Origin of the sequence: Stappia sp., assembly GCF_048268045.1 — a bacterium.
Taxonomy (GTDB): domain Bacteria; phylum Pseudomonadota; class Alphaproteobacteria; order Rhizobiales; family Stappiaceae; genus Stappia.
In genome coordinates this window covers 265,848-286,952 of record NZ_JBLWWG010000006.1, presented here as the reverse complement: position 1 = coordinate 286,952, position 21,105 = coordinate 265,848, and the positions used below count along the sequence as shown (strand labels likewise).

Sequence of the window (21,105 nt, the reverse complement as noted above, 5' to 3'; positions counted from 1 at the left end):
GATTGTCGTTCGGGAACCCGAGTGGCGACGGCCGGTCAGACGCCGGCGACCGCCGGCTGGGGCTGTGTGTCGGCTGCGACCGTCCCACCGATCACCGCCAGGACGATATCGATCGCCTTGTCCATTTCCGCCTCGGTGTGGTCGGCGGAGATGAAGAAACGAATCCTTGGTTGATCCTTGGGAACGCCGATCTGGACGATAGGAGGAGCATAGATACCAGCATCGAGCAACGCCTGCGACGCGACCATGGTCTGCATCGGATCGGCGAAGAGGACCGGAACCACGCCACGACCGATTGCCGGCCCCGTGTCGAGCCCGACGGCCCGCGCGCGGTCGCGGAAGTACTCGGAATTGTGGTGAAGGCGCTTGACCCTCTCCGGCTCGGCCACCAGCCGCTCAAGCGCGCCATGGGCGCTGCCCAGCGTCGCCGGCGACAGGCCGACGCTGTAGACGAAGCCCGGCAACGTGAAGCGCATCCAGTCGATCACGCTCGCCTCGGCGCAGATGAAACCGCCGGAGGACACGAAGGACTTGGACAGAGTTCCCACCGTCAGCTCGATGCGACGCGGATCGATGCCGAAATGCTCGCAAAGACCGCGCCCCGTCTCGCCGAGCACGCCGTAGGAATGCGCCTCGTCCACGAGAAGCCAGGCGTCATGCGTCTCCTTCAGTTCCACAAGGCGCGGAAGATCGGGAATGTCGCCATCCATCGAATAGAGGCCTTCGACGACCACCAGCACGTTCCGGTACTCGCCGCGATGCTCCTCGAGCAGTCGCTCCAGATCGTCGAAATCGTTGTGGGCGAAGACCTTGTGATCGTAGCGCCCGTTCTTGGCGCCAACGAAGATCGAATTGTGGGCCAGTTCGTCGATCAGGACGAGATCGCGCGGCCCCATCAGGAAGTTGATGAGCGAGACATTGACCAGATAGCCGCTGACCAGCGTCATCACGTCGCCGACGCCAAGGAACTCCGCCATATCGCGCTCGAACGAGCGATGCCCGGCGCGCTCGCCACCCACCAGGCGTGAGGCTCCGACGCCGCTGCCGAGGGTGTGCAGGCCTTCGACCGCACGCTCGACGACCGCGTCGTTGCGGCTCAAGCCAAGATAGTCGTAATGGGCAAAGCTGATGAAGGGGATGCCACTGCGCTCGCACTTTTCGCGGTGCTCGTCGACGGGCAGGAAGTAGGGATTGTGTCGTTCGATGATCGCCTTTCCAGCAAGGCGAAAGCGGCGTTCAGCAACCACTGCAAAGCTCGGCCGTTCAGGCTTCATTCGTTTTAATCTCCCAAAACCCGAGCGGCATTAATTCGCAATACAATCCCGTAAATATTGCCAATACAGAATTCATGCTGCGCAGCACGGCGCCGCCTCTCGCTTCCGCCCGCCAGAATCCATGACGCGACATGGTTTCCAGTTGCTCCTTCAAGGCAGGAAGCGTTTCCCAGAAAGCGTCGCCGACAGCCATGCGTCCTCAAACTGGCGGATTTCGCTAAATAGCCGAAAGGTCTGGTCGTGTCGAGTAAGCCGTCGAAGACCCTGCCCATCGGACAGCGCCAGAATGCGAAAACCCGACGTGCCCTGCCGGACGATAGCGCCGGCTATCCTTCTCCGCATCGGGATTTTTGCGGCAAACCTTGCGAAAGTAAGGCGCTCGGCGACCTTGAGCGTCACCGGATCAATTTCTGTTTCATCTCTGTCACAACAGCCCGGGCGCAATCCAGAAAACGCTCGATGACGATAGAATCTATCGCTCCAATGGTCCCCACGCGAAACGTTCCGACGTCGCGCATCTTGCCCGCGTAGATCGCAAAACCGCGCGCGCACAAGGCATCATAGAAAGTGGTGAAATCGAACCACGCCTCCCCCGGCTCGCGGAAGGAGACGATGACCGGAGCCTGGCGGGCGGGATCGAGGGCGGTCTCGAAGCCAAGCGCCGCCATGCCGTCGACGAGTGTCCGGCAGTTTCGCGAATAGCGCGCCAGCCGGGCCTCTGGTCCGCCTTCCTCGTCGAGCTCGTCCAGCGCCTCGGACAGCGCTGCAACGACATGGGTCGGCGGGGTGAAGCGCCACTGGCCGTCCGCCTCGATGCCCTGCGCTTGCGCCTCGAGGTCGAGAACAAGCGAGGGAGCAACCCCTTTGCGCGTGCCGAGATCGGCGCGCCGGCAGATCACGAAGGAGAGGCCGGGCACGCCCTGCAGGCACTTGTTGGAAGACGCGGCGACGGCGGCTATATCCATGCCGCTCATATCCACGGGCAACGCGCCGAAACCACTCATGCTGTCGAGAAGCAGCCGCCGGCCGGCCCGCGCCACAACCGCGGCGATCTCGGGCACCGGGTTCAGCAGCCCCGACGTGGTCTCGCAATGAACCGCGGCGACGGCGGCAAGCCCTGGGTCCAGCTCCAGCCGCCGCGCGATCTCGGCCGGATCATGGGTCTGGGTCTCCGCCACCTCATAGACCTCGACCTGACGCCCGATCCTGCGACAGATCTCGACGATGCGCCGCCCGTAGGCGCCGTTGGCGAGCACCAGAATGCGCTCGTCGGGGCGCGTCAGGCTGCCGAGCATCGCCTCCACGGCGAAGGTTCCACTCCCCTGCAGCGGGACGCAGACGCAGCTCTCGTCCGCGCCAGCGAGCGTGCGCAGGCGCTCGACGGTGCGTGTCGACAACGCAACGAAACCCGGATCGCGCGAGCCCCAGTCGCGCTGCATCGCAGCCTTGACGCGCGCGCTCGTCGTAAGCGGACCGGGCGTGAGAAGGATCGGCGCCTCGCTCATGCTCCTGCCTCGCCCGCCAGATAGGCGCGGAACCGCCGTGCGACATCGCGCGGCGCAACGCTCGGCCGCCCAAGGCCGGAGACCGTTTCCGGCGCGACCGTGACGTGCAGGAGCCGCGGGCCGGACTGGCGCAGCGCCTCGCCAAGCGCTTCAGCCGCCCCAGCGATGCCGCTTGCCCTGGCCGCGAAACGGTAGCCGCAGGCGGCCGCAATCGCCGCGAAATCGACATTCGCCGAAACCGTGGACTGCCCGCCGGTGGAAAGATGCCGGCCGTTGTCGAGCACGACGTGGGTAAGGTTCTCCGGCGCCTGGGCCCCGATGGTCGCCATGTTGCCAAGCTTCATCAAAGCCGCGCCATCGCCGTCGAGAACCACGATCTCGCGGTCCGTGTTGAGCGCCGCGCCAAGGCCTATGGCGCTCGCCCCGCCCATCGAGCCGACGCAGTAGAGATTGCGCGAATGATCCTCAAGCGTGAAAAGCTCCCGCCCGGTATGGCCGGTCGTGGCGATCACGCCCGCCCCTTTCGGCAGAAGTCCGCTCATCGCCCGCAGCACGTCGAAGCGCAGCGCCGGGGCCGCGTCCGTGTCGAAGTCCTGGACCCGCGGGCGCGGGGCGACTGCGACGGGTGGCTCGTCGAGTGGACCATCGGCGATGACGCCCTTCGGCAGGACGAAGGCGGCGGGCCGACCGCTCTCGCGCATGTGAGCGAGCGCCTCGCAAAGAGCTGGCGCAATTGCCTCCCGCCTCTCGGGGAAATCCGCCCGCCGCGCGCCGAGCAGGTCGACCAGCCCGCCGGTGATCTCGCCCATCAGCGTATGCTGCGGCTCGTCCTTGATGCCGGGCTGCCCGCGCCAGGTGACGATCACCAGTGTCGGGATCTCGAAGGGATGGTTGAGCGAGGTCAGCGGGTTGACTGCATTTCCGAGCCCGGAATTCTGGAACATGACCGCCGTCTCGCGCCCCGCCAGCCAGGCGCCGGCGGCAATCGCCACCGCCTCGCCTTCGCTGGTCGCACCGACATAGCGTGCTTCCCGGTCGGAGATGACCGCGTTCATCAGCGGGGTCAGGAAACTGCAGGGCACCCCGGTGAAGAAGTCGAGCCCCTGCCGCTTGGCTTCGGCGAGAAAATCCGTTGCCTCGATCATTGTCGCTGCCTCACACCTGATCGCGCGCCTGGGCGAGGTCCATCAGGTCGTTGACGTTGCGCCAGTAGCCGCGCACGTAGACAACCGCGATCCGCTCGCCGGCGCTCGCAAGCCGGGTCAGCACGGAGCCGACGTCGGCGGTGTCAAGGCTGCCCTCGGTCGCCATTTCGGCCAGCGCATTGCGCAGCTTGTCCGTTCCAGCCGCGCTGGCGCGCAGCAGACCGATCCATTCGCCGTGCCCCTGCGCGACGTCGCCGTCCGCAAGGAACCGCTGCAGCGTCGGCTCCACTCCGTCGATCTCCACCTCGTCGCCGTCCGGGTGCGAGGCAAGAACCGCGTCGCGTCCGTTGTCGCCCGCCCCCTTCGCGTCGACCAGCAGCACGATATCCTCGTCGCGTCCCTCCATCAGCGACAGGAAGAACGGCCGGTAGACGATGTCGCCGAAGGAGACGACGGCATCGCCCGCGACCCCATCCAGACCGATGGCCAGCGAGCGCGCCTCGCCGGTGGTCTCATAGGCGGCGTTTTCCAGCTTGACGATGCCGGGGGCCGCCACCGCATCGCCGCGATAGCCGACAACGACGCGAACATCGCCCACGCCATGCTGCGACAGCGCCTCGACCTGACGCCCGAGCAGCGACTTGCCACGGATGGGCACCATACATTTCGGCTGCTCAGCGGTCAGCTCGCCGAGCCGTGCTCCCCTGGTCGCCGCCAGGATCACCGCCGACGACGGCGAACCGGCCGAGAGATAGCGCTTCTCGGCCCGCTCCAGCTCCTCCGAGCCCGCGAGCGCGAAGACATCTCCGAGCACCGCGACCTCGTCCTCGACCTCGATCAGCGTCTCGTCGCGCTTCAAGGTGGCGCAGGTTTCGCGCATGGCCTTGATCGAGGCGCGCAGATTGTGGTTCGCCCAGATCACCATGGAGGCACCGGCCTCGCGGAAGCGATCGGTCGGCGTGCGGTAGTATTTCGTCGGAATGAGGATGACCGGCGCGCGGTTGTCCCACTGCCGGCAGAAATCGAGGATCTCGTCGGCCGTACTCTTCTTGGAGTGGATGACGATCGCGTCCGCCCCGGCCTCCGCATAGGCATGCGCGCGCTTCAGCGCCTCGTCGACGCCACGGCCCGCGATCAGCGCCTCGATGCGCGCCACCACCTGGAAGTCCGGGTGGGTCTGGGTGTCCTTGCCTGCCTTGATCTTTCCGCAGAACTCCTCGATGTCGGCGAGGGGCTGGTTCTCACCGAGGAACGAGTTGGTCTTCGGGAAGATCTTGTCCTCGATGCACACGCCGGCGATGTCGCGCTGGCAGAGCTTGCGCACGAAGCGGCGGAAATTGTTGAAGTTTCCGTACCCCGTGTCGCCGTCGACCAGGATCGGCAGGTCGGCCGCGTCGGACATGTATTCCAGCATGTCCAGCACCTGGCTGAAAGAGAGTTCGTTGTTGTCGCGCACCCCGAGGCTCGCCGACATCGACAACCCCGACGCCCAGATCCCCTCGAAACCGGCCTCCTCGACAATCTTCGCCGAAAGACCGCTGTGCGCCTCCATCAGGAAGGCGAGTTCCGGTCTGGCCAGCATGTCGCGCAGGCGAGTGAACTTGCTCGGGCGCGCGGCCCGCTCGTCGATGGATCCGTCGGAATGCAAGGTCGATCCTCTTGGTCGGCGCGTCGCCGCGACCGGGAATGAAAGCCGGCGGGAGCAAATTCTCCCGCCCGAAACGGAGCATATAGGTAGCGAAGACGGCTGCCGTTGGAAAGCGACGTTCGCCTGCCTGTCCCGCCTGTCAGGCGTTGACGTCGACCACGACCCGCCCGCGCACCGCACCCTTGAGGATCGCGGCGCCAAGCTCCGGCAGTTCGGCAAGCGTTGCCGGCCGGATCATGTCGGAAAGCTTGTCCATCGGCAGGTCCGTGGCGATGCGCGCCCACGCCCTCACACGGTCCTCATAGGGCCGCATGACGGAATCGATACCGAGCAGATTGACCCCACGCAGCAGGAAGGGAATGACGGTTGCCGGCAGACCGGCACCGCCGGCAAGCCCGACAGCCGCGACCGACCCGCCGTATTTCATCTGCCCGAGAACGCGCGCCAGCATCGCACCGCCCACAGCATCGACGCAGCCGGCCCAGTTCTCGCTCTCGAGCGGCCGCTTCACCGTTTCCGCGATGTCCTCACGTGCAACGATGCGCGACGCACCGAGCCCAGCAAGATATTCCGCCGCCTCCGGCCGACCGGTCACCGCGGCGACCTCATATCCCAGATGCGCCAGGATCGCCGTTGCGACCGAGCCGACGCCGCCGGCCGCCCCGGTGACAAGCACCGGTCCCTTCTGCGGCGTCACGCCATGATCCTCCAGCGCCATCACCGCAAGCATGGCGGTGAACCCGGCCGTTCCGACGGCCATGGCATCGCGGGCCGAAAGGCCCTGCGGAAGCGGCACCAGCCAGTCGGCCTTGACGCGTGCCATCTGCGCGTAGCCGCCCCACCACACCTCTCCGACACGCCAGCCGGTGAGCACCACCTTGTCGCCGGGCTTGTAGCGTGCGTCGTCAGAGGCCGTGACGGTGCCGGCGAAGTCGATGCCCGGCACATGCGGATAGGTGCGCACCAGCCCGCCACCGGCCCCCAGGCACAGCCCGTCCTTGTAGTTGAGCGTCGAATACTCGACCGCCACGGTGACGTCGCCTTCCGGCAATCTGCTCTCGTCGAGCGTCTCGACGCCCGCCGTCACCGCGCCAGCCTCGTCCTTGTTCACGATCAGTGCCTTGAAGCTCATTGCGGTCCTCTCCCGTGCTCCGCCGTATCGACGCCTTTGGTAGCAGAGCAGGGCTGCGAAAGAAAACCGGCTTGTTCACCCTGCTTGCGCCTGTCGAACGACCGCCAGGAATGGGGTCTATCCCGCAAGTCGTTGGACCCCTGCCCCGCGTGGCGCTATCACCGGTTCCGTCACTCGATGAAGGAGGCTTCCCGCCACCATGACCGGTCCCCTGTCGCATCTGCGCGTTCTCGATCTCTCCCGCGTCCTCGCCGGCCCCTGGTCGACACAGACGCTCGCCGACATGGGCGCGGAGGTGATCAAGATCGAGCGTCCCGGCACCGGCGACGATACGCGCGGCTGGGGGCCTCCCTTCGTGGAGGACGGTCCCGCCGCCGGCGAGAGCGCCTATTTCATGGCCGCCAACCGGGGCAAGAAGTCGGTCGCCGTCGACATCGCCAGCGACGAGGGGCGCGCCCTCATCATCGAGCTTGCCCGGAAGTCCGACATTCTCGTCGAGAACTACAAGGTCGGCGGCCTGAGGAAATACGGCCTCGACTACGACAGCCTTTCCAGGGCCAACCCAGGCCTGATCTATTGCTCGATCACCGGCTTCGGTCAGACCGGCCCCTATGCCGCACGCGCCGGCTACGACTTCATGATCCAGGGCATGGGCGGGCTCATGTCGGTGACCGGCGAGCGCGACGCGCTGCCCGGCGGCGGACCGCAGAAGGCCGGCGTGGCGCTTGCTGACGTTCTCACCGGCCTCAACGCCACCATCGCCATTCTCGGCGCGGTCGCCCACCGTGAGCGCACCGGCGAGGGCCAGCACCTCGATATCGCCCTGTTCGATGTTCAAGTCGCCTCCCTCGCAAACCAGGCGCTCAGCTATCTTGTCTCCGGCGCCTCACCCGTGCGCATGGGCAATGCCCATACCGCCATCGTGCCCTACGAGGCCTTTGCCAGCGCCGACGGCCACCTGATCCTCGCTGTCGGCAACGACGGCCAGTTCGTGCGCTTCTGTGAGGTGGCTGGCCGGCCGGACCTTCCCGCCGACCCGCGCTTCACGCTGAACCGCGACCGGGTGAAGCATCGCGAGATCCTCGTGCCGGTCATCGCCGACATCATCAAGACCCGCACCACCCGCGCATGGATCGAGGTTCTGGAGGCTGCCGCCGTCCCCTGCGGCCCGATCAACGCCATCGCGGAAGTGTTCGAGGAACCCCAGGCCAAGGCACGCGGGCTCCGGAACGAGTTGCCCCACGGCAGCGGTGGCACCGTGCCGGGCGTCGCAAGCCCGTTGCGGTTCTCGAAAACCCCGGTCAACGACAAGGTCGCGCCGCCGCTGTTGGGCGAGCACACCCGCGACGTGCTCACCCGCGTGCTCGAGATGGCGCCGGAGGAAGTCGAGGCGCTCGTCGCCAGTGGCGTGGTGGGAGACCGCAAGCCATGACCCATTTCAGCAACACCCGTCGGGGTCACCTTTGAAGACCCTGCGTCATATTTGATTTTGAGTATATTTTAGGCAAAATCTCGCTGCGCCGCACTCTTGTGCAAACGCATTGTGCGCGGCACGAAAACTTGCGCAAAGCGGAAAATTTCCGCCAATCCAGCCGGGAGCCTCGCGGATTCAACGCCCTAGCGCAAAATCCCCGCTCCGCGGAAAATTGGCACGCATCTTGATCTTCTCTGTCCGTCTGGTTCTCCGGGGGAGACTGACAGAGGGGAAAACAATGAAAATTCGTAACAGGACTTCCATTGCCGGCCTGGCTCTCGCCGCCTTCATGACTTCCACCGCCTTCACTGGCGCTTTTGCGCAAGACGACACGATCAAGGTCGGCATCCTGCACTCGCTGTCGGGCACCATGGCCATTTCGGAGACCACTCTGAAAGACGCGATGCTGATGCTCATCGAGGAGCAGAACAAGAAGGGCGGCCTGCTTGGCAAGAAGCTCGAGGCGGTCGTCGTCGACCCGGCCTCCGACTGGCCGCTGTTCGCCGAGAAGGCACGCGAGCTGATCGAGGTCGACAAGGTCTCCGCCGTCTTCGGCTGCTGGACCTCGGTGTCGCGCAAGTCGGTCCTGCCGGTCTTCGAGGAGCTGAATTCGCTGCTGTTTTACCCCGTCCAGTACGAGGGCGAGGAAAGCCAGCGCAACGTCTTCTACACCGGCGCCGCCCCCAACCAGCAGGCAATCCCGGCCGTCGACTACCTGATGAACGATGAGGGCGTCGAGCGCTGGGTTCTCGCCGGCACCGACTATGTCTACCCGCGCACCACCAACAAGATCCTCGAGGCCTATCTCAAGGCAAAGGGCGTGGCGGACGAGGACATCATGATCAACTACACGCCGTTCGGGCATTCCGACTGGCAGACGATCGTGTCCGACATCAAGGCCTTCGGCTCGGCCGGCAAGAAGACCGCCGTGGTCTCGACCATCAACGGCGATGCCAATGTCCCCTTCTACAAGGAGTTGGCCAACGCCGGCATCAAGGCCGAGGACATTCCGGTCGTCGCCTTCTCGGTCGGCGAAGAGGAACTGGCCGGCCTCGACACTGGCCCGCTCGTCGGCCATCTGGCCGCCTGGAACTACTTCCAGTCCGTCGAAACCGAGGCCAACGCGCAGTTCATCGACACCTGGAAGGCCTACATCGGCGACGACAAGCGCGTCACCAACGATCCGATGGAAGCTCACTTCATCGGCTTCAACATGTGGGTGAAGGCGGTCGAGAAGGCCGGCACCACCGACCCGGACGCAGTGATCGACGCCATCGTCGGCGTCTCGGTTCCCAACCTGACCGGCGGCTATTCGGCCATGATGCCGAACCACCACATCACCAAGCCGGTGCTGATCGGCGAGATCCAGGACAATGGCCAGTTCGAGACCGTATGGGAGACCCCCGGCCTCGTCGTCGGCGACGCCTGGTCCGATTATCTCGAAGGCTCCAAGGACCTGATCTCCGACTGGCGCAAGCCGCTGTCCTGCGGAAACTTCAACACGGCCACGGGCAAGTGCGGCGGATCGGGCAGCTAACCCGACCCCGCATCCAGGGGGGGAGGGAGGCGGGCGCAAGACCCGCCTCCTCCTTACCCCCTTCAGCCGCCTCCCGTCTTTTTCCGCCCGCGACAGGACCCGCCGTGACCGACATCACCGTGACAGGCCTTCCCGCAAAAGCTGCCCCCGCCTCGTGCCTTCCGGCCCCGCACCCGGCAGCCGGCCTCCGCCTCGGGCTTTTCTTCTGCCTCTTCGCCGGCCTGCTCGCGCTTGGCGCGCCGCGCGCTTGGGCGCAGGACACGAGCGCGCTTCGCCCGCTTGTCGACGCGCTTGGCAAAGGTTCCTTCGACGACACCCAGCGCCAGGTCTCGGCGCTCGCCGCCACCGGAGACCCGGCCGTCGTCCCCGCGCTCGAGGCCCTGTCCGACGGCGACCTCTACATCCGCAAATCCGATGGTCGCGCCGTCGTCGCCAAGCGTTCCGGCACATCCTACCGGCTCACGGACCCGCTGACCGGCGAGGATCTCGGCGAGGTATCGCGCGGCGCCGCCGACAAGATCCGCGTCAACAACCGCCTGCGCCGGACGATCCGCGCCGCGCTCGGCGGGCTTACCCTGAGAGCCGGGGATCCGGCCGTGCGCCTTTCAGCGGCAGATGCCATGTTCAAGGCGCAGGACGCCGAGGCGATCCCCGCGCTTGACGCCGCGCTGGCGGCGGAAACCTCCGAGACCGTCGCCAAGGCGATGCGCGAGGCCCGCGCTGCCGCTGTCCTTGCCTCGAACCTGCCGGAAAGCGACAAGCGCGCCGCTCTCGAAACGCTCGCCGAGCGCGGCGACCGTGATGCGCTGTCGCTGCTGACCGCGGTCGCCAACGGACCCGACGCAAGCCTGCAGGCGCCGGCGCAGGCCGCCATTGCCCGCGTGCAGAAGCTCCAGGCTGTCTGGGACGCGGCCCGCAACATCTGGTTCGGCATCTCTCTCGGCTCGGTGCTGCTGCTCGCCGCGATCGGCCTCGCCATTACCTTCGGCGTCATGGGCGTCATCAACATGGCGCATGGCGAGATGGTGATGCTCGGCGCCTACACCACATTCGTCGTTCAGGACCTGTTCCGGAGCTTGGCCCCCGGCTTCTTCGACTATTCGCTGCTTGTCGCGCTTCCGGCCGCGTTCCTCGTCGCCGCCCTCGTCGGCATCGCCATCGAACGCGGCATCATCCGTTTTCTCCACAACCGGCCGCTCGAAACCCTGCTTGCCACCTGGGGCGTGTCGCTGATCCTCCAGCAGGCGGTGCGCTCGATCTTCGGCCCCACCAATCAAGAGGTCGGCAACCCGAGCTTCATGTCGGGCGCCTTCGAGATCGGCCAGCTCACCATCACCTACAACCGCCTGTGGATCGTCGTCTTCTCGCTGGTGGTCTTCGCCGCGCTGCTCGTCGCGATGAAGTTCACCCGCTTCGGGCTCAACGTGCGCGCCGTCACCCAGAACCGGCGCATGGCCGCCTCGATGGGCATCCGCACGCCGCTGGTCGACGCGCTCACTTTCGGCCTCGGCTCCGGCATCGCCGGCATCGCCGGGGTGGCGCTGTCCCAGATCGACAACGTCTCGCCCAACCTTGGACAGTCCTACATTATCGACAGCTTCATGGTCGTCGTCTTCGGCGGCGTCGGCAATCTCTGGGGGACACTGCTTGGCGCCATGACGCTCGGCATCGCAAACAAGTTCCTGGAGCCCTTCGCCGGCGCGGTGCTGGCCAAGATCCTGGTTCTCGTCTTCATCATCCTGTTCATCCAGAAGCGCCCGCGCGGCCTGTTCGCGCAAAAGGGCCGGGCGGTGGAAGCATGAGCGCGAGCCCCTCGCCTCGCCGTCCGCCCCACCGCATCCGGAGCCCTCGCCCATGATCCTGCGCCATCTCTCAGGCGGCCTGACCGGCGGGCGCCTCGCGGCCCTTCTGGTCATTCTCGCGGCCGCCGTTCTCGTGCCGGTGCTCAACCTGGCGCTCCCCGCCGACCATCCGCTGCATGTGCCCACCTATGCCGTCACGCTGATGGGCAAATACCTGACCTACGCGCTTCTTGCCCTCGCGCTCGATCTGGTCTGGGGGTACTGCGGCATCCTCTCGCTCGGCCATGCCGCCTTCTTCGCCCTCGGCGGCTATGCCATGGGCATGTACCTGATGCGCCAGATCGGCACGCGCGGCGTTTACGGCGACCCGATCCTTCCCGACTTCATGGTGTTCCTCGATTGGAAGGAACTGCCCTGGTACTGGTACGGCTTCGACATGTTCCCCTTCGCCATGGTGATGGCGCTTGCCGTGCCGGGACTGCTTGCCTTCACCTTCGGCTGGTTCGCCTTCCGCTCGCGGGTGACCGGCGTCTATCTGTCGATCATCACCCAGGCGATGACCTATGCGCTGCTTCTGGCCTTCTTCCGCAATGACATGGGCTTTGGCGGCAACAACGGGCTGACCGACTTCAAGGACATCCTCGGCTTCGACGTCCAGTCCAGCGCCACCCGGGCCGGCCTGTTCGCGGCCTCCGCCCTGGCGCTCGCCGGCTGCCTGCTGCTCGCCGTGGCCATCACCAGCTCCAGACTGGGCAAGGTGCTGATCGCCGTGCGCGACGCGGAAAGCCGCGCCCGTTTCCTCGGCTACCGTGTCGAGCACTACAAGCTGTTCGTCTGGACGGTCTCGGCCATGATGGCGGGCCTCGCCGGCGCGCTCTACGTGCCGCAGGTCGGCATCATCAATCCGGGCGAGTTTGCCCCGGCGAATTCCATCGAGGCGGTGATCTGGGTCGCCGTCGGCGGGCGCGGCACGCTCATTGGCCCGATCCTCGGTGCCGTGCTCGTCAACTTCGCCAAGAGCTGGTTCACCGCCGCGCTCCCCGAGATCTGGCTTTTCGCGCTCGGCGCCCTTTTCGTCGCCGTCACCCTGTTCCTGCCAAAGGGCATCGTCGGCGTCGCCAGATCGCTCGCGGCGCGATTGCCGAAACGCGGCAGCGGAGATCCATCCGCCAGGAACCCCGACAACAGCGACGCGGCCAATTCCGCCGCGCCGCGCCACCAGGCGGCGGAGTGAGATCCATGTCCAAGGCGGAAACCCTCCTCTATCTCGACGGCGTCAGCGTTTCCTTCGACGGCTTCAAGGCGCTCAACAACCTTTCCTTCGTCATCGGCCGCAACGAGATGCGCGCCATCATCGGTCCCAACGGGGCGGGCAAGACCACGATGATGGACGTCATCACCGGCAAGACCCGACCCGACTCCGGCGACCTGCGCTTCGGCGACATGATCAACCTCACCCGCCATGACGAGGCGGAGATCGCCGGCTTCGGCATCGGTCGCAAGTTCCAGAAGCCAACCGTCTTCGAAAGCCACACGGTGGAAGACAATATCGGCCTGGCGCTGAAGGCGCCGCGCGGGCCCTTCGCCACCTTGTTCCACCGCACGAGTACCGAGGAACAGGCGCGCATCGACGCGCTGCTTGATCTGGTGCGGCTCACTGGCCGGCGCGACGACCTTGCCGGCGATCTCAGCCACGGCCAGAAGCAGTGGCTGGAGATCGGCATGCTGCTGGCGCAGGACCCGCAGCTGCTGCTCGTCGACGAGCCCGCCGCCGGCATGACCGACGCCGAGACGGCGGCAACCGCCGACCTTCTGCGCGACATCGCCAAGAGCCATTCGGTCGTCGTCGTCGAGCACGACATGACCTTCGTGCGGGCACTCGGGGTGAAGGTCACCGTCCTGCATGAGGGCTCGGTGCTCGCCGAAGGGTCGCTCGACCATGTTTCCGCCGACCAGAGGGTGATCGATGTCTATCTCGGCCGCTGACGACACCGCATTGGCGGGAGAGTTCCCATGCTGAGCGTTGAATCCATCGACCTGCACTACGGTGCGGCGCAAGCGTTGAAAAGCGTGGGCTTTTCCGCCGAGGTCGGCAAGGTGACCTGCGTGCTCGGGCGCAACGGCGTCGGCAAGACCTCGGCGCTGCGCGCCATCGCCGGCCAGCAGCCGGTCTCCGCCGGCGCCATCCGCTGGGATGGCGAGGACATTTCCCGCCTCTCCCCCTATCAGCGCGCCCGCAAGGGCATCGCCCTGGTGCCCCAGGGCCGCGACATCTTCCCGCTCCTGAGCGTCCGCGAGAACCTGGAGACCGGCTTCGCCGTCCTGCCGCGCGCCGAGCGCAAGGTGCCCGACACCGTCTTCGAGCTTTTCCCCGTGCTCAAGTCCATGCTGTCGCGCCGCGGCGGCGACCTGTCCGGCGGCCAGCAGCAGCAGCTCGCGATTGGCCGCGCCATCGTCATGCGTCCGCGCCTTCTCCTGCTGGACGAGCCGACGGAGGGCATCCAGCCCTCGATCATCAAGGACATCGGCCGGGCAATCTCGTTCCTGCGCGACACCGGTGAGATGGCCATCGTGCTGGTGGAACAGTATTTCGAGTTCGCCCGGGACCTGGCCGACCGCTTCGCCGTGATGGACCGCGGCGAGGTGGTGCTCGCCGGCAGCCGCAACGAATTGGATGAAACGGAGGTGCGCGCCCATCTCACCGTGTGAGACACGGCTGCGACACGGGCGGGCATGGCGCCCGCCCTCCTGCTTGGTCGTTCTTCAGCCGCGCCCGATATAGGGCATGTTGGTCGCCATCACGGTCATGAACTGCACGTTCGCCTCCGGCGGCAGGCTCGCCATGTGCAGCACCGCGTTGGCGACGTTGGAGACATGCATCACCGGCTCAGGCTTGATCGAACCGTCGGCCTGCGGCACGCCCTTCTGGATCGTCTCGGTCATTTCCGAGGCGGCGTTGCCGATATCGATCTGGCCGCAGGCGATGTTGAAGGGACGCCCGTCCAGCGAGATCGAGCGCGTCAGGCCGGTGACCGCGTGCTTGGAGGCCGTATAGGCCACGGAGCCGGGACGCGGCACATAGGCCGAGATCGAACCGTTGTTGATGATCCGCCCGCCCTGCGGCGACTGCTTGCGCATCATGTTGAAGGCGCCGCGCGCGATCAGGAACGATCCGTCGAGATTGACGCCCACCACCCGACGCCAGTCCTCATAGGAGAGATCGCCGATGGGCGTCGACAGCACGGCGGCGCCCGCATTGTTGAAGACCACGTCGAGCCTGCCGAAAGCATCCTCGATGGCGCCGAAGAGGTCGTCCACCGCAACAGGGTCTGTCACGTCGCAGGCGACCGCCAGGCCATTTGCAGCGTCAACGCCCGATTCCGCGATTGCCTGCTCCAGCAGCTCTCCCCGTCGGCCGACCAGCACGGTCCTGTAGCCGGCCTTCAGGAAGGCGATCGCCGTCGCCTTGCCGATACCTGCCGATGCACCCGTGATCAGGGCAACGTCGCCCGCTCCAGCCATTCTGCTTCCTCCCGTTGGCGACACCATCCCTCAGGTGCCTTTCGGGCCAGATTGGGCGAAGCGGGCGGGCAAATGCAAGTCGCCATCGACGGTTGGCGCGGATGCGCGCAGGCTTCCGCAGCGTCCGATCAGGCAAAATTGCGGGCAACAAGATAGCCGCAAAGCGCGGAAACGCCGGTCAGCGTCGCGCCCCAGGCGATGTCGACCACCGTCACCGAAATCGGCCAGTTGCGCAGGGTCGCGAGATTGGTCATGTCGTAGGTCGCATAGGCGAAGAAGCCGAAAAGCACGCCGTAGAGCAGCGCGTCGGTCCATTGGCCGGAGCGGAACGCCGGGGCGATCGCGAAGATGACGATGCCGGCCACATAGGCAAGATAGAACCCCGCGGCAACGCCGATCCTCACCTCGTCGGCCATCAGGTGAGCAAGCCTGTCACGATAAAAGCCGACCGCAACCCGCGTCAGCCACACAAAGTCCACCGCGAGGAAGACAAGGGATGTCGCGATGTAGGCGATGGCGTACTTCATGCTCTGTCTTTCTCTGGCCAGGGTGGGCGCGCCATGTCGCATTCCGGCGCAGCCTTCCTGACTTTAAACGAAGGGAATGCGCCAGCGGTTCACTTCTGCTGTCGCGGGTCCCGCCCCCTTTGCGCATGTGCCGGTGGATGAACGGGAAAGCCCCTTCACATCTTTTTGGAATTATTCTAATGTGGTCTCGACAGGCCCGGTCGGCACGGTGTCGCCTCGCCTATTCCGGGCTTCGAAGGCCCCCCGATGGACCTGTGCCCATCCAACAAGGAGTGTGTCATGAAAGGCAGTGAAAAAGTCATCGAGCGGCTGAACGAGGCCCTGTTTCTGGAGCTCGGCGCCGTCAACCAGTACTGGCTGCACTACCGCATGCTGGATGACTGGGGACTGACCAAGCTCGCCGCCAAGGAGCGTGCAGAATCCATCGAGGAGATGCAGCACGCCGACAAGCTGATCGCCCGCATCCTGTTCCTCGAGGGCCATCCGAACCTGCAGAAGGTTTCGCCGCTGCGCATCGGTCAGGATGTGGAAGAAGTGCTCAAGGCCGATCTCGCCGGCGAGTACGATGCGCGTGCCTCCTACTCCAAGTCCCGCGATATCTGCCACGCCGAGGGCGACTACGTCTCGATGAAGCTGTTCGAGGAGCTTCTGGCTGACGAGGAAGGCCATATCGACTTCCTCGAGACCCAGATCGATCTCCTCGGCAAGCTCGGCGTCGAGCGCTACTCGCTGCTCAATTCCGGCTCGGCCGACGAAGCCGAATAAGTTGCTGACCGCCGCGCCGCTTTTGGTGCGGCGGTCGCTCTTGCCATTGAAGGGCCGCAGTTGCACTCTCCCCTCGTCGCGACACCCGCGAAGGGAAGGAGACCCGATGACGCCCACCGATGCCGGCCTCCGCAAGGCCGCTCTGGCGCTCTGCGCCACATTCTTTTTCGCAAATCCCGCAAACGCCGAATGCCCCGACGACAGCGCGATCGACGCCTTCATGGCTGCGCGCGCGCAAGCCGCGCCGACGCCGGCGCCCGTCGCCGCCGGCGGGTCGATGGAAGATGCCCTCTGCGCCCAGGACAAGATCGTCCAGCGGCTGAGCAAGGATCTCGGCCCGGTCGCGGGATACAAGGCCGGGCTCACCTCGCCCAAGGCGCAGGAAGCCTTCGGCGTGAGCGAACCCGTCTTCGGCACGATGCTGCGCGACATGTTCCTGCAGGACGGCGCCACGGTCAGCGCCTCCGAGGCGGGCCGCCCGCTCTTCGAGGCTGACCTGATCGTCGAGATCGCCGACCCGGCCGTCAACGACGCGACCACACCGGAGGAGGTGCTCAGAACCATCTCCGGCGTGCGCCCCTTCATCGAGCTTCCCGCCCTGGTCGTCGCCAAGGAGAACAAGCTCGACGGCCCGGCGATCACCTCGATCAACGTCGGCGCGTGGAAGGGCGTGATGGGCAATGTCATCGCCATTCCGCAAGGCGACGTCGGCACCGAGATGATGGCGAACTTCAACGCGAAGCTCACCGACAGCGCCACCGGCGAGGTCCTGTCCGAGGCCCCCGGCAAGGCCGTGCTCGGCAACCCGCTCAACGCGGTCATCTGGGTCGCCGCCAAGCTCAAGGAACAGGGAAAGTCCCTGAAGCCGGGCGACTACGTCTCCGTCGGTTCCATTGGCCCGCTTCACCCGATGAAGCCCGGCATGAGCATCACCCTCACCTATGAGGGACTGCCCGGCGATCCGAAGATCGGCGCCACCTTCGAATGACAAAAAAGGGCGCGGCGGAAATTCCGCCACGCCCTTTTTGCTTTTTTTTGAAAATCAGCGCTTCTTCTTGTTGAAAGCCGCCGCGAGTGCCGCGGCCATCGCACCATCGCCACCAGGCGATGCGTCCTTCCCGCCGCGGTCGTTGCGCCGCCCGCCCGAGGATCCGCCGCCAGGCCGGCCGCCCTTTCCGGGGCCGCCCGCTCCGCCGCCCCGTCCGCCACCGCCGCCGTCGCGCCGCGCGTCTCTCTGACCGCCGGAGGAGCGCTCCGCCGCCTCCGCCCCGCCATCCTTGCGCATGGAGAGCGCGATGCGCTTGCGCGGCATGTCAACCTCGACAACGCGAACCCGAACGATGTCGCCAGCCTTCACCACCTCGGCCGGATCGCGCACGAAACGGTCGGCGATTTGCGAAACATGGACAAGTCCGTCCTGATGCACGCCGATATCGACGAAGGCACCGAAATTGGTGACATTCGTCACCGTTCCCTCCAGCGACATGCCGGGCCGCAGATCGGCCATGGTTTCCACGCCATCGGCAAGCTTCGCCGTCTTGAATTCCGGGCGCGGATCGCGGCCGGGTTTTTCCAGCTCGGCAATGATGTCGCGCACCGTCGGCAGACCGAAGGTCTCGTCGACGAAGCTTTCCGGATCGAGCGACTTCAGGAGGTTGCCGTTGCCCATCACGTCGCCGAGCGGCCGTCCGCACGCTTTCACGATGCGCGAGGCAACCGGATAGGCCTCCGGGTGAACGGATGAGGCATCGAGGGGGTTCTCGCCGCCTGGAATGCGCAGGAAGCCGGCGCATTGCTCGAAGGCCTTGGGGCCCAGACGGGCGACCTTCAGGAGATCCTTGCGGCTGCGATAGGCACCTTCCGCGTCCCGATGAGAGACAACCGCCTCCGCCAGCATCGAGGTCAGACCCGAGACACGCGCCAGCAACGGCGCCGAGGCGGTGTTGAGGTCGACGCCAACCGCGTTCACCGCATCCTCGACCACGGCGTCCAGCGCGCGCGCAAGCTTCGTCTGGTTGACGTCGTGCTGGTACTGGCCGACGCCGATGGACTTGGGCTCGATCTTGACGAGTTCGGCGAGCGGGTCCTGCAGCCGCCGGGCGATGGAGATCGCTCCGCGCAAGGACACGTCGACATCGGGGAATTCGCGCGCGGCCAACGCGCTGGCCGAATAGATCGACGCACCCGCCTCGTTCACCACCACCTTCACCGGACGCGCCGCCGGAGGAATGTCGCCGAGAAGATCGAGCACCAGCCGGTCCGTCTCCCGGCTCGCCGTGCCGTTGCCGATGGCAATCAGCGCCACCTTGTTGCGTGCGATCAGCGCCAGCAGTGCCGCCCGCGTGCCGGCGACGTCGTTGCGCGGCGGATAGGGATAGACGGTCGTCGTCTCGACCAGCTTGCCGGTCCCGTCGACAACCGCGACCTTGACGCCGGTGCGGATGCCCGGATCGAGCCCGAGAACGGCCTTGTGACCGGCTGGCGCGGCCAGCAACAGGTCCTTGAGGTTGCGCGCGAAGACGTGGATCGCCTCTTCCTCGGAGCGCTCACGCAGCATGTTCATCAGATCGAGTTCGAGATGCAGCGACAGCTTGACCCGCCACGCCCAGCGCGCGCATTCCACAAGCCACCTGTCGGCCGGACGCCCCTTGTCCTCGATGCCGGCGGCATGCATCACCATGCGCTCCACCGGCCGCACAGGGCCTGGGTCCTCCTCGTCGACGGCCAGCTCAAGCGCCAGCACGCCTTCGTTGCGCCCGCGCATCAGGGCAAGCGCCCGGTGGCTCGGCACGTCGGCCCATTTCTCGCGGTAATCAAAATAATCGGAGAACTTGGCGCCCGCCGTCTCCTGCCCCTCGACGACGCGCGACCGCACGACGCCGCCGCGCCTGAGGTGATCGCGCAGCCGGCCGACCAGCGCCGCATCCTCGGAGAAACGCTCCATCAGGATCTGGCGCGCGCCGTCGAGCGCCGCCTTCTCGTCGGCCACGCCCTTGTCAGCGTCGACGAAGCCCGCCGCTTCCTTCTGCGGATCGCGGGAAGGATCGGCCATCAACAGGTCGGCAAGCGGTTCGAGCCCCGCCTCGCGGGCGATCTGCGCCTTGGTCCGCCGCTTCTTCTTGAAGGGCAGATAGAGATCCTCGAGCTGCGCCTTGGTCTCGGCGGAGAGGATCTTGCCCGCCAGATCCGGATCGAGCTTTCCCTGCTCGTCGATCGACTTCGCAATGGCGACGCGGCGCTCCTCCAGCTCCCGCAGATAGGTAAGTCGCTCCTCGAGCGTGCGCAGCTGGGTGTCGTCGAGACCGCCCGTCACCTCCTTGCGGTAGCGGGCGACGAAGGGCACCGTGGCCCCGCCATCGAGCAGCTCCACCGTCGCCGACACCTGTTCAGGCCGGCAGGACAGCTCGCCGGCGATGCGCACGGCGATCCTCGCCGACACCTCAGCCGGCAGGGCCGATGCCTTTTTCGCCTGCGGCGCGGCGGCGGAAATCTCGGAAAGCAGCTCGGTGTTGTCGGTCATAGCATTGGCCTGTTGGGGACGCTTCGGCTTCGGTCTTAAGCCGGCCTGCGTCGCTCTTCCACTCCCCCGCACCCTTGCCCACAGACGGGTCCACAGATGCGGCGAGACGAAGGCGTCAGCGTACCACGGTGATGGAATGCGCCGCGCGGGTTACCGCCGTGTAGAGCCAGCGGTCGCGGAAATCCCGGAAGGCAAAGCTCTCGTCGAAGAGCACCACGTCATCCCACTGCGAGCCCTGCGACTTGTGGACAGTGAGCGCGTAGCCATAGTCGAACTCGTCGGAACGCCGGCGCATCGCGTAGGGAAGTTGCTCCGAACCCTCCTCGAAAAGCGCCGGAAGCACCTTTACCGCGACGCTCGACTTGCCACCCGCCTCGTCCTCGGGACGCACGTCGAAGCGGATCGTGTTGCCCCGCGACGGCCTGAGCCGTTCCACCGTCCACAGTCCGCCATTGAGCAGGCCCTTGGTCTTGTCGTTGCGCAGGCACACCAGCTTGTCGCCGACCGCCGGCATCGGCGTGGTGAAGCCCTTAAGCTCGCGGATACGGCCGTTGTAGAGCCGGCGCGTCCGGTTGGTTCCGACAAGCACCTGGTCGGCGGCAAGGATCGCCTGCGCATCGATATCCCGGCGCGAGATGATCCGGCTCTCGCCATAGGTGCCGTGGTCAAGAGTACCGCCCTCGCGAATGACCATCGACATGTGCACGATCGGATTGTCGCGCGCCTGCCGGTGCACCTCGGAGAGCATGATGTCGGGCTCGGCGTCGGTGAAGAAGCCACCGCCCTTGACCGGGGGAAGCTGGGCAGGATCGCCAAGCACCAGCACCGGCGTGCCGAAGGACAGGAGATCGCGGCCCAGATCCTCATCGACCATCGAGCATTCATCGATGACGATGAGCGAGGCCTTGGCCGCCACGCTCTCGCGGTTGAGGGAAAAGCTCAAAGCCCCCTCGTCCTCGTCCTTCGCCTCGTCCTTGCGCCCGCGCGGACGGTAGATCATGGCGTGGATCGTGGTCGCCCCGTCGCACCCCTTCTGGCGAAGAACATGCGCGGCCTTGCCGGTGAAGGCGCCAAAGGCGACGTCGCCGTCGATGCCTTCGGCGAGATGCCGGGCGAGCGTCGTCTTACCCGTCCCGGCAAAGCCGAAGAGGCGGAAGACCTGCTTGTCGCGCGATTTCAGCCAGCGCGCCGTCTCGGCGAGCGCCTGTTCCTGCTGCGGTGACCAGTCCATGAAGCGATTCCCGTTTCGTTCGC

18 protein-coding genes are annotated in these 21,105 nt (G+C 66.1%); 8 read left to right on the top strand and 10 right to left on the bottom strand.

The window, feature by feature from the left end; all coding sequences use genetic code 11:
* Positions 1–35: 35 nt before the first annotated feature.
* The 6 genes from ACN0WF_RS12205 to acuI form a co-directional block, all read right to left on the bottom strand.
* Entirely contained in the window at positions 36–1,274 is a 1,239-nt protein-coding gene (locus ACN0WF_RS12205; protein WP_417773090.1) for an aminotransferase class I/II-fold pyridoxal phosphate-dependent enzyme, read from the bottom strand.
* A complete protein-coding gene (locus ACN0WF_RS12200) occupies positions 1,264–1,467 on the bottom strand; it encodes a hypothetical protein (protein WP_417773089.1) in 204 nt (67 codons plus the stop codon). The genes ACN0WF_RS12205 and ACN0WF_RS12200 overlap by 11 nt, the downstream gene beginning before the upstream one ends.
* Before the next feature lie 202 nt (positions 1,468–1,669).
* Positions 1,670–2,779, bottom strand: coding sequence for a 2-aminoethylphosphonate--pyruvate transaminase (locus ACN0WF_RS12195; protein WP_417773088.1), 1,110 nt, complete (start codon positions 2,777–2,779; stop codon positions 1,670–1,672).
* Positions 2,776–3,924: a phosphonopyruvate decarboxylase gene (aepY, locus tag ACN0WF_RS12190; protein WP_417773087.1), complete on the bottom strand. Its 1,149-nt coding sequence runs from the start codon at positions 3,922–3,924 to the stop codon at positions 2,776–2,778. Before aepY ends, ACN0WF_RS12195 begins: the two co-directional genes overlap by 4 nt.
* A gap of 10 nt (positions 3,925–3,934) precedes the next feature.
* Complete coding sequence (gene aepX, locus ACN0WF_RS12185) at positions 3,935–5,572, bottom strand: phosphoenolpyruvate mutase (protein WP_417773086.1); 1,638 nt, start codon at positions 5,570–5,572, stop codon at positions 3,935–3,937.
* 139 nt (positions 5,573–5,711) lie between these two features.
* Complete coding sequence (gene acuI, locus ACN0WF_RS12180; RefSeq protein WP_417773085.1) at positions 5,712–6,704, bottom strand: acryloyl-CoA reductase; 993 nt, start codon at positions 6,702–6,704, stop codon at positions 5,712–5,714.
* A 199-nt stretch (positions 6,705–6,903) separates the two neighbouring features.
* On the opposite strand from acuI, the gene ACN0WF_RS12175 reads away from it, so the two are divergent.
* From ACN0WF_RS12175 to urtE, 6 genes are all read left to right on the top strand, one after another.
* A complete protein-coding gene (locus ACN0WF_RS12175; RefSeq protein ID WP_417773084.1) occupies positions 6,904–8,136 on the top strand; it encodes a CaiB/BaiF CoA transferase family protein in 1,233 nt (410 codons plus the stop codon).
* 280 nt (positions 8,137–8,416) lie between these two features.
* Entirely contained in the window at positions 8,417–9,715 is a 1,299-nt protein-coding gene (urtA, locus tag ACN0WF_RS12170) for an urea ABC transporter substrate-binding protein (RefSeq protein ID WP_417773083.1), read from the top strand.
* Positions 9,716–9,936: 221 nt separating this feature from the next.
* Positions 9,937–11,517: an urea ABC transporter permease subunit UrtB gene (gene urtB, locus ACN0WF_RS12165; RefSeq protein ID WP_417773133.1), complete on the top strand. Its 1,581-nt coding sequence runs from the start codon at positions 9,937–9,939 to the stop codon at positions 11,515–11,517.
* A gap of 52 nt (positions 11,518–11,569) precedes the next feature.
* Positions 11,570–12,751 (top strand): urea ABC transporter permease subunit UrtC, encoded by a 1,182-nt coding sequence (gene urtC, locus ACN0WF_RS12160; protein ID WP_417773082.1) that lies wholly within the window; start codon positions 11,570–11,572, stop codon positions 12,749–12,751.
* Positions 12,752–12,756: 5 nt separating this feature from the next.
* A complete protein-coding gene (gene urtD, locus ACN0WF_RS12155) occupies positions 12,757–13,503 on the top strand; it encodes an urea ABC transporter ATP-binding protein UrtD (RefSeq protein ID WP_417773081.1) in 747 nt (248 codons plus the stop codon).
* Positions 13,504–13,530: 27 nt separating this feature from the next.
* Complete coding sequence (gene urtE / locus ACN0WF_RS12150) at positions 13,531–14,226, top strand: urea ABC transporter ATP-binding subunit UrtE (RefSeq protein WP_417773080.1); 696 nt, start codon at positions 13,531–13,533, stop codon at positions 14,224–14,226.
* Positions 14,227–14,280: 54 nt separating this feature from the next.
* Here urtE and ACN0WF_RS12145 read toward each other — a convergent pair whose 3' ends face one another.
* Positions 14,281–15,039 (bottom strand): SDR family oxidoreductase, encoded by a 759-nt coding sequence (locus tag ACN0WF_RS12145; protein ID WP_417773079.1) that lies wholly within the window; start codon positions 15,037–15,039, stop codon positions 14,281–14,283.
* 128 nt (positions 15,040–15,167) lie between these two features.
* Positions 15,168–15,566, bottom strand: a complete 399-nt coding sequence (locus tag ACN0WF_RS12140) for a DUF2177 family protein (protein ID WP_417773078.1) — start codon at positions 15,564–15,566, stop codon at positions 15,168–15,170.
* Between the two features lie 279 nt (positions 15,567–15,845).
* On the opposite strand from ACN0WF_RS12140, the gene bfr reads away from it, so the two are divergent.
* On the top strand, positions 15,846–16,331 hold the full coding sequence (gene bfr / locus ACN0WF_RS12135; RefSeq protein ID WP_417773077.1) for a bacterioferritin: 486 nt from the start codon (positions 15,846–15,848) through the stop codon (positions 16,329–16,331).
* Between the two features lie 106 nt (positions 16,332–16,437).
* Complete coding sequence (locus tag ACN0WF_RS12130) at positions 16,438–17,319, top strand: 2-keto-4-pentenoate hydratase (RefSeq protein ID WP_417773076.1); 882 nt, start codon at positions 16,438–16,440, stop codon at positions 17,317–17,319.
* Between the two features lie 54 nt (positions 17,320–17,373).
* On the opposite strand, the gene ACN0WF_RS12125 is transcribed toward ACN0WF_RS12130, so the two are convergent.
* Both ACN0WF_RS12125 and ACN0WF_RS12120 read right to left on the bottom strand, forming a co-directional pair.
* Positions 17,374–19,851: a Tex family protein gene (locus tag ACN0WF_RS12125; protein WP_417773075.1), complete on the bottom strand. Its 2,478-nt coding sequence runs from the start codon at positions 19,849–19,851 to the stop codon at positions 17,374–17,376.
* A gap of 115 nt (positions 19,852–19,966) precedes the next feature.
* A complete protein-coding gene (locus ACN0WF_RS12120; RefSeq protein ID WP_417773074.1) occupies positions 19,967–21,082 on the bottom strand; it encodes an ATP-dependent DNA helicase in 1,116 nt (371 codons plus the stop codon).
* Positions 21,083–21,105: the final 23 nt, after the last annotated feature.

What these genes read in the sequence shown, in the direction of transcription:
- ACN0WF_RS12145 (WP_417773079.1), bottom strand. Translation starts at nt 15,039, where the DNA reads ATGGCTGGAGCGGGCGACGTTGCCCTGATCACGGGTGCATCGGCAGGT.
- urtE (WP_417773080.1), top strand. Translation starts at nt 13,531, where the DNA reads ATGCTGAGCGTTGAATCCATCGACCTGCACTACGGTGCGGCGCAAGCG.
- ACN0WF_RS12200 (WP_417773089.1), bottom strand. Translation starts at nt 1,467, where the DNA reads ATGGCTGTCGGCGACGCTTTCTGGGAAACGCTTCCTGCCTTGAAGGAG.
- aepY (WP_417773087.1), bottom strand. Translation starts at nt 3,924, where the DNA reads ATGATCGAGGCAACGGATTTTCTCGCCGAAGCCAAGCGGCAGGGGCTC.
- urtD (WP_417773081.1), top strand. Translation starts at nt 12,757, where the DNA reads ATGTCCAAGGCGGAAACCCTCCTCTATCTCGACGGCGTCAGCGTTTCC.
- urtC (WP_417773082.1), top strand. Translation starts at nt 11,570, where the DNA reads ATGATCCTGCGCCATCTCTCAGGCGGCCTGACCGGCGGGCGCCTCGCG.
- ACN0WF_RS12125 (WP_417773075.1), bottom strand. Translation starts at nt 19,851, where the DNA reads ATGACCGACAACACCGAGCTGCTTTCCGAGATTTCCGCCGCCGCGCCG.
- ACN0WF_RS12140 (WP_417773078.1), bottom strand. Translation starts at nt 15,566, where the DNA reads ATGAAGTACGCCATCGCCTACATCGCGACATCCCTTGTCTTCCTCGCG.
- ACN0WF_RS12130 (WP_417773076.1), top strand. Translation starts at nt 16,438, where the DNA reads ATGACGCCCACCGATGCCGGCCTCCGCAAGGCCGCTCTGGCGCTCTGC.
- ACN0WF_RS12195 (WP_417773088.1), bottom strand. Translation starts at nt 2,779, where the DNA reads ATGAGCGAGGCGCCGATCCTTCTCACGCCCGGTCCGCTTACGACGAGC.
- ACN0WF_RS12205 (WP_417773090.1), bottom strand. Translation starts at nt 1,274, where the DNA reads ATGAAGCCTGAACGGCCGAGCTTTGCAGTGGTTGCTGAACGCCGCTTT.
- urtA (WP_417773083.1), top strand. Translation starts at nt 8,417, where the DNA reads ATGAAAATTCGTAACAGGACTTCCATTGCCGGCCTGGCTCTCGCCGCC.
- ACN0WF_RS12120 (WP_417773074.1), bottom strand. Translation starts at nt 21,082, where the DNA reads ATGGACTGGTCACCGCAGCAGGAACAGGCGCTCGCCGAGACGGCGCGC.
- acuI (WP_417773085.1), bottom strand. Translation starts at nt 6,704, where the DNA reads ATGAGCTTCAAGGCACTGATCGTGAACAAGGACGAGGCTGGCGCGGTG.
- bfr (WP_417773077.1), top strand. Translation starts at nt 15,846, where the DNA reads ATGAAAGGCAGTGAAAAAGTCATCGAGCGGCTGAACGAGGCCCTGTTT.
- ACN0WF_RS12175 (WP_417773084.1), top strand. Translation starts at nt 6,904, where the DNA reads ATGACCGGTCCCCTGTCGCATCTGCGCGTTCTCGATCTCTCCCGCGTC.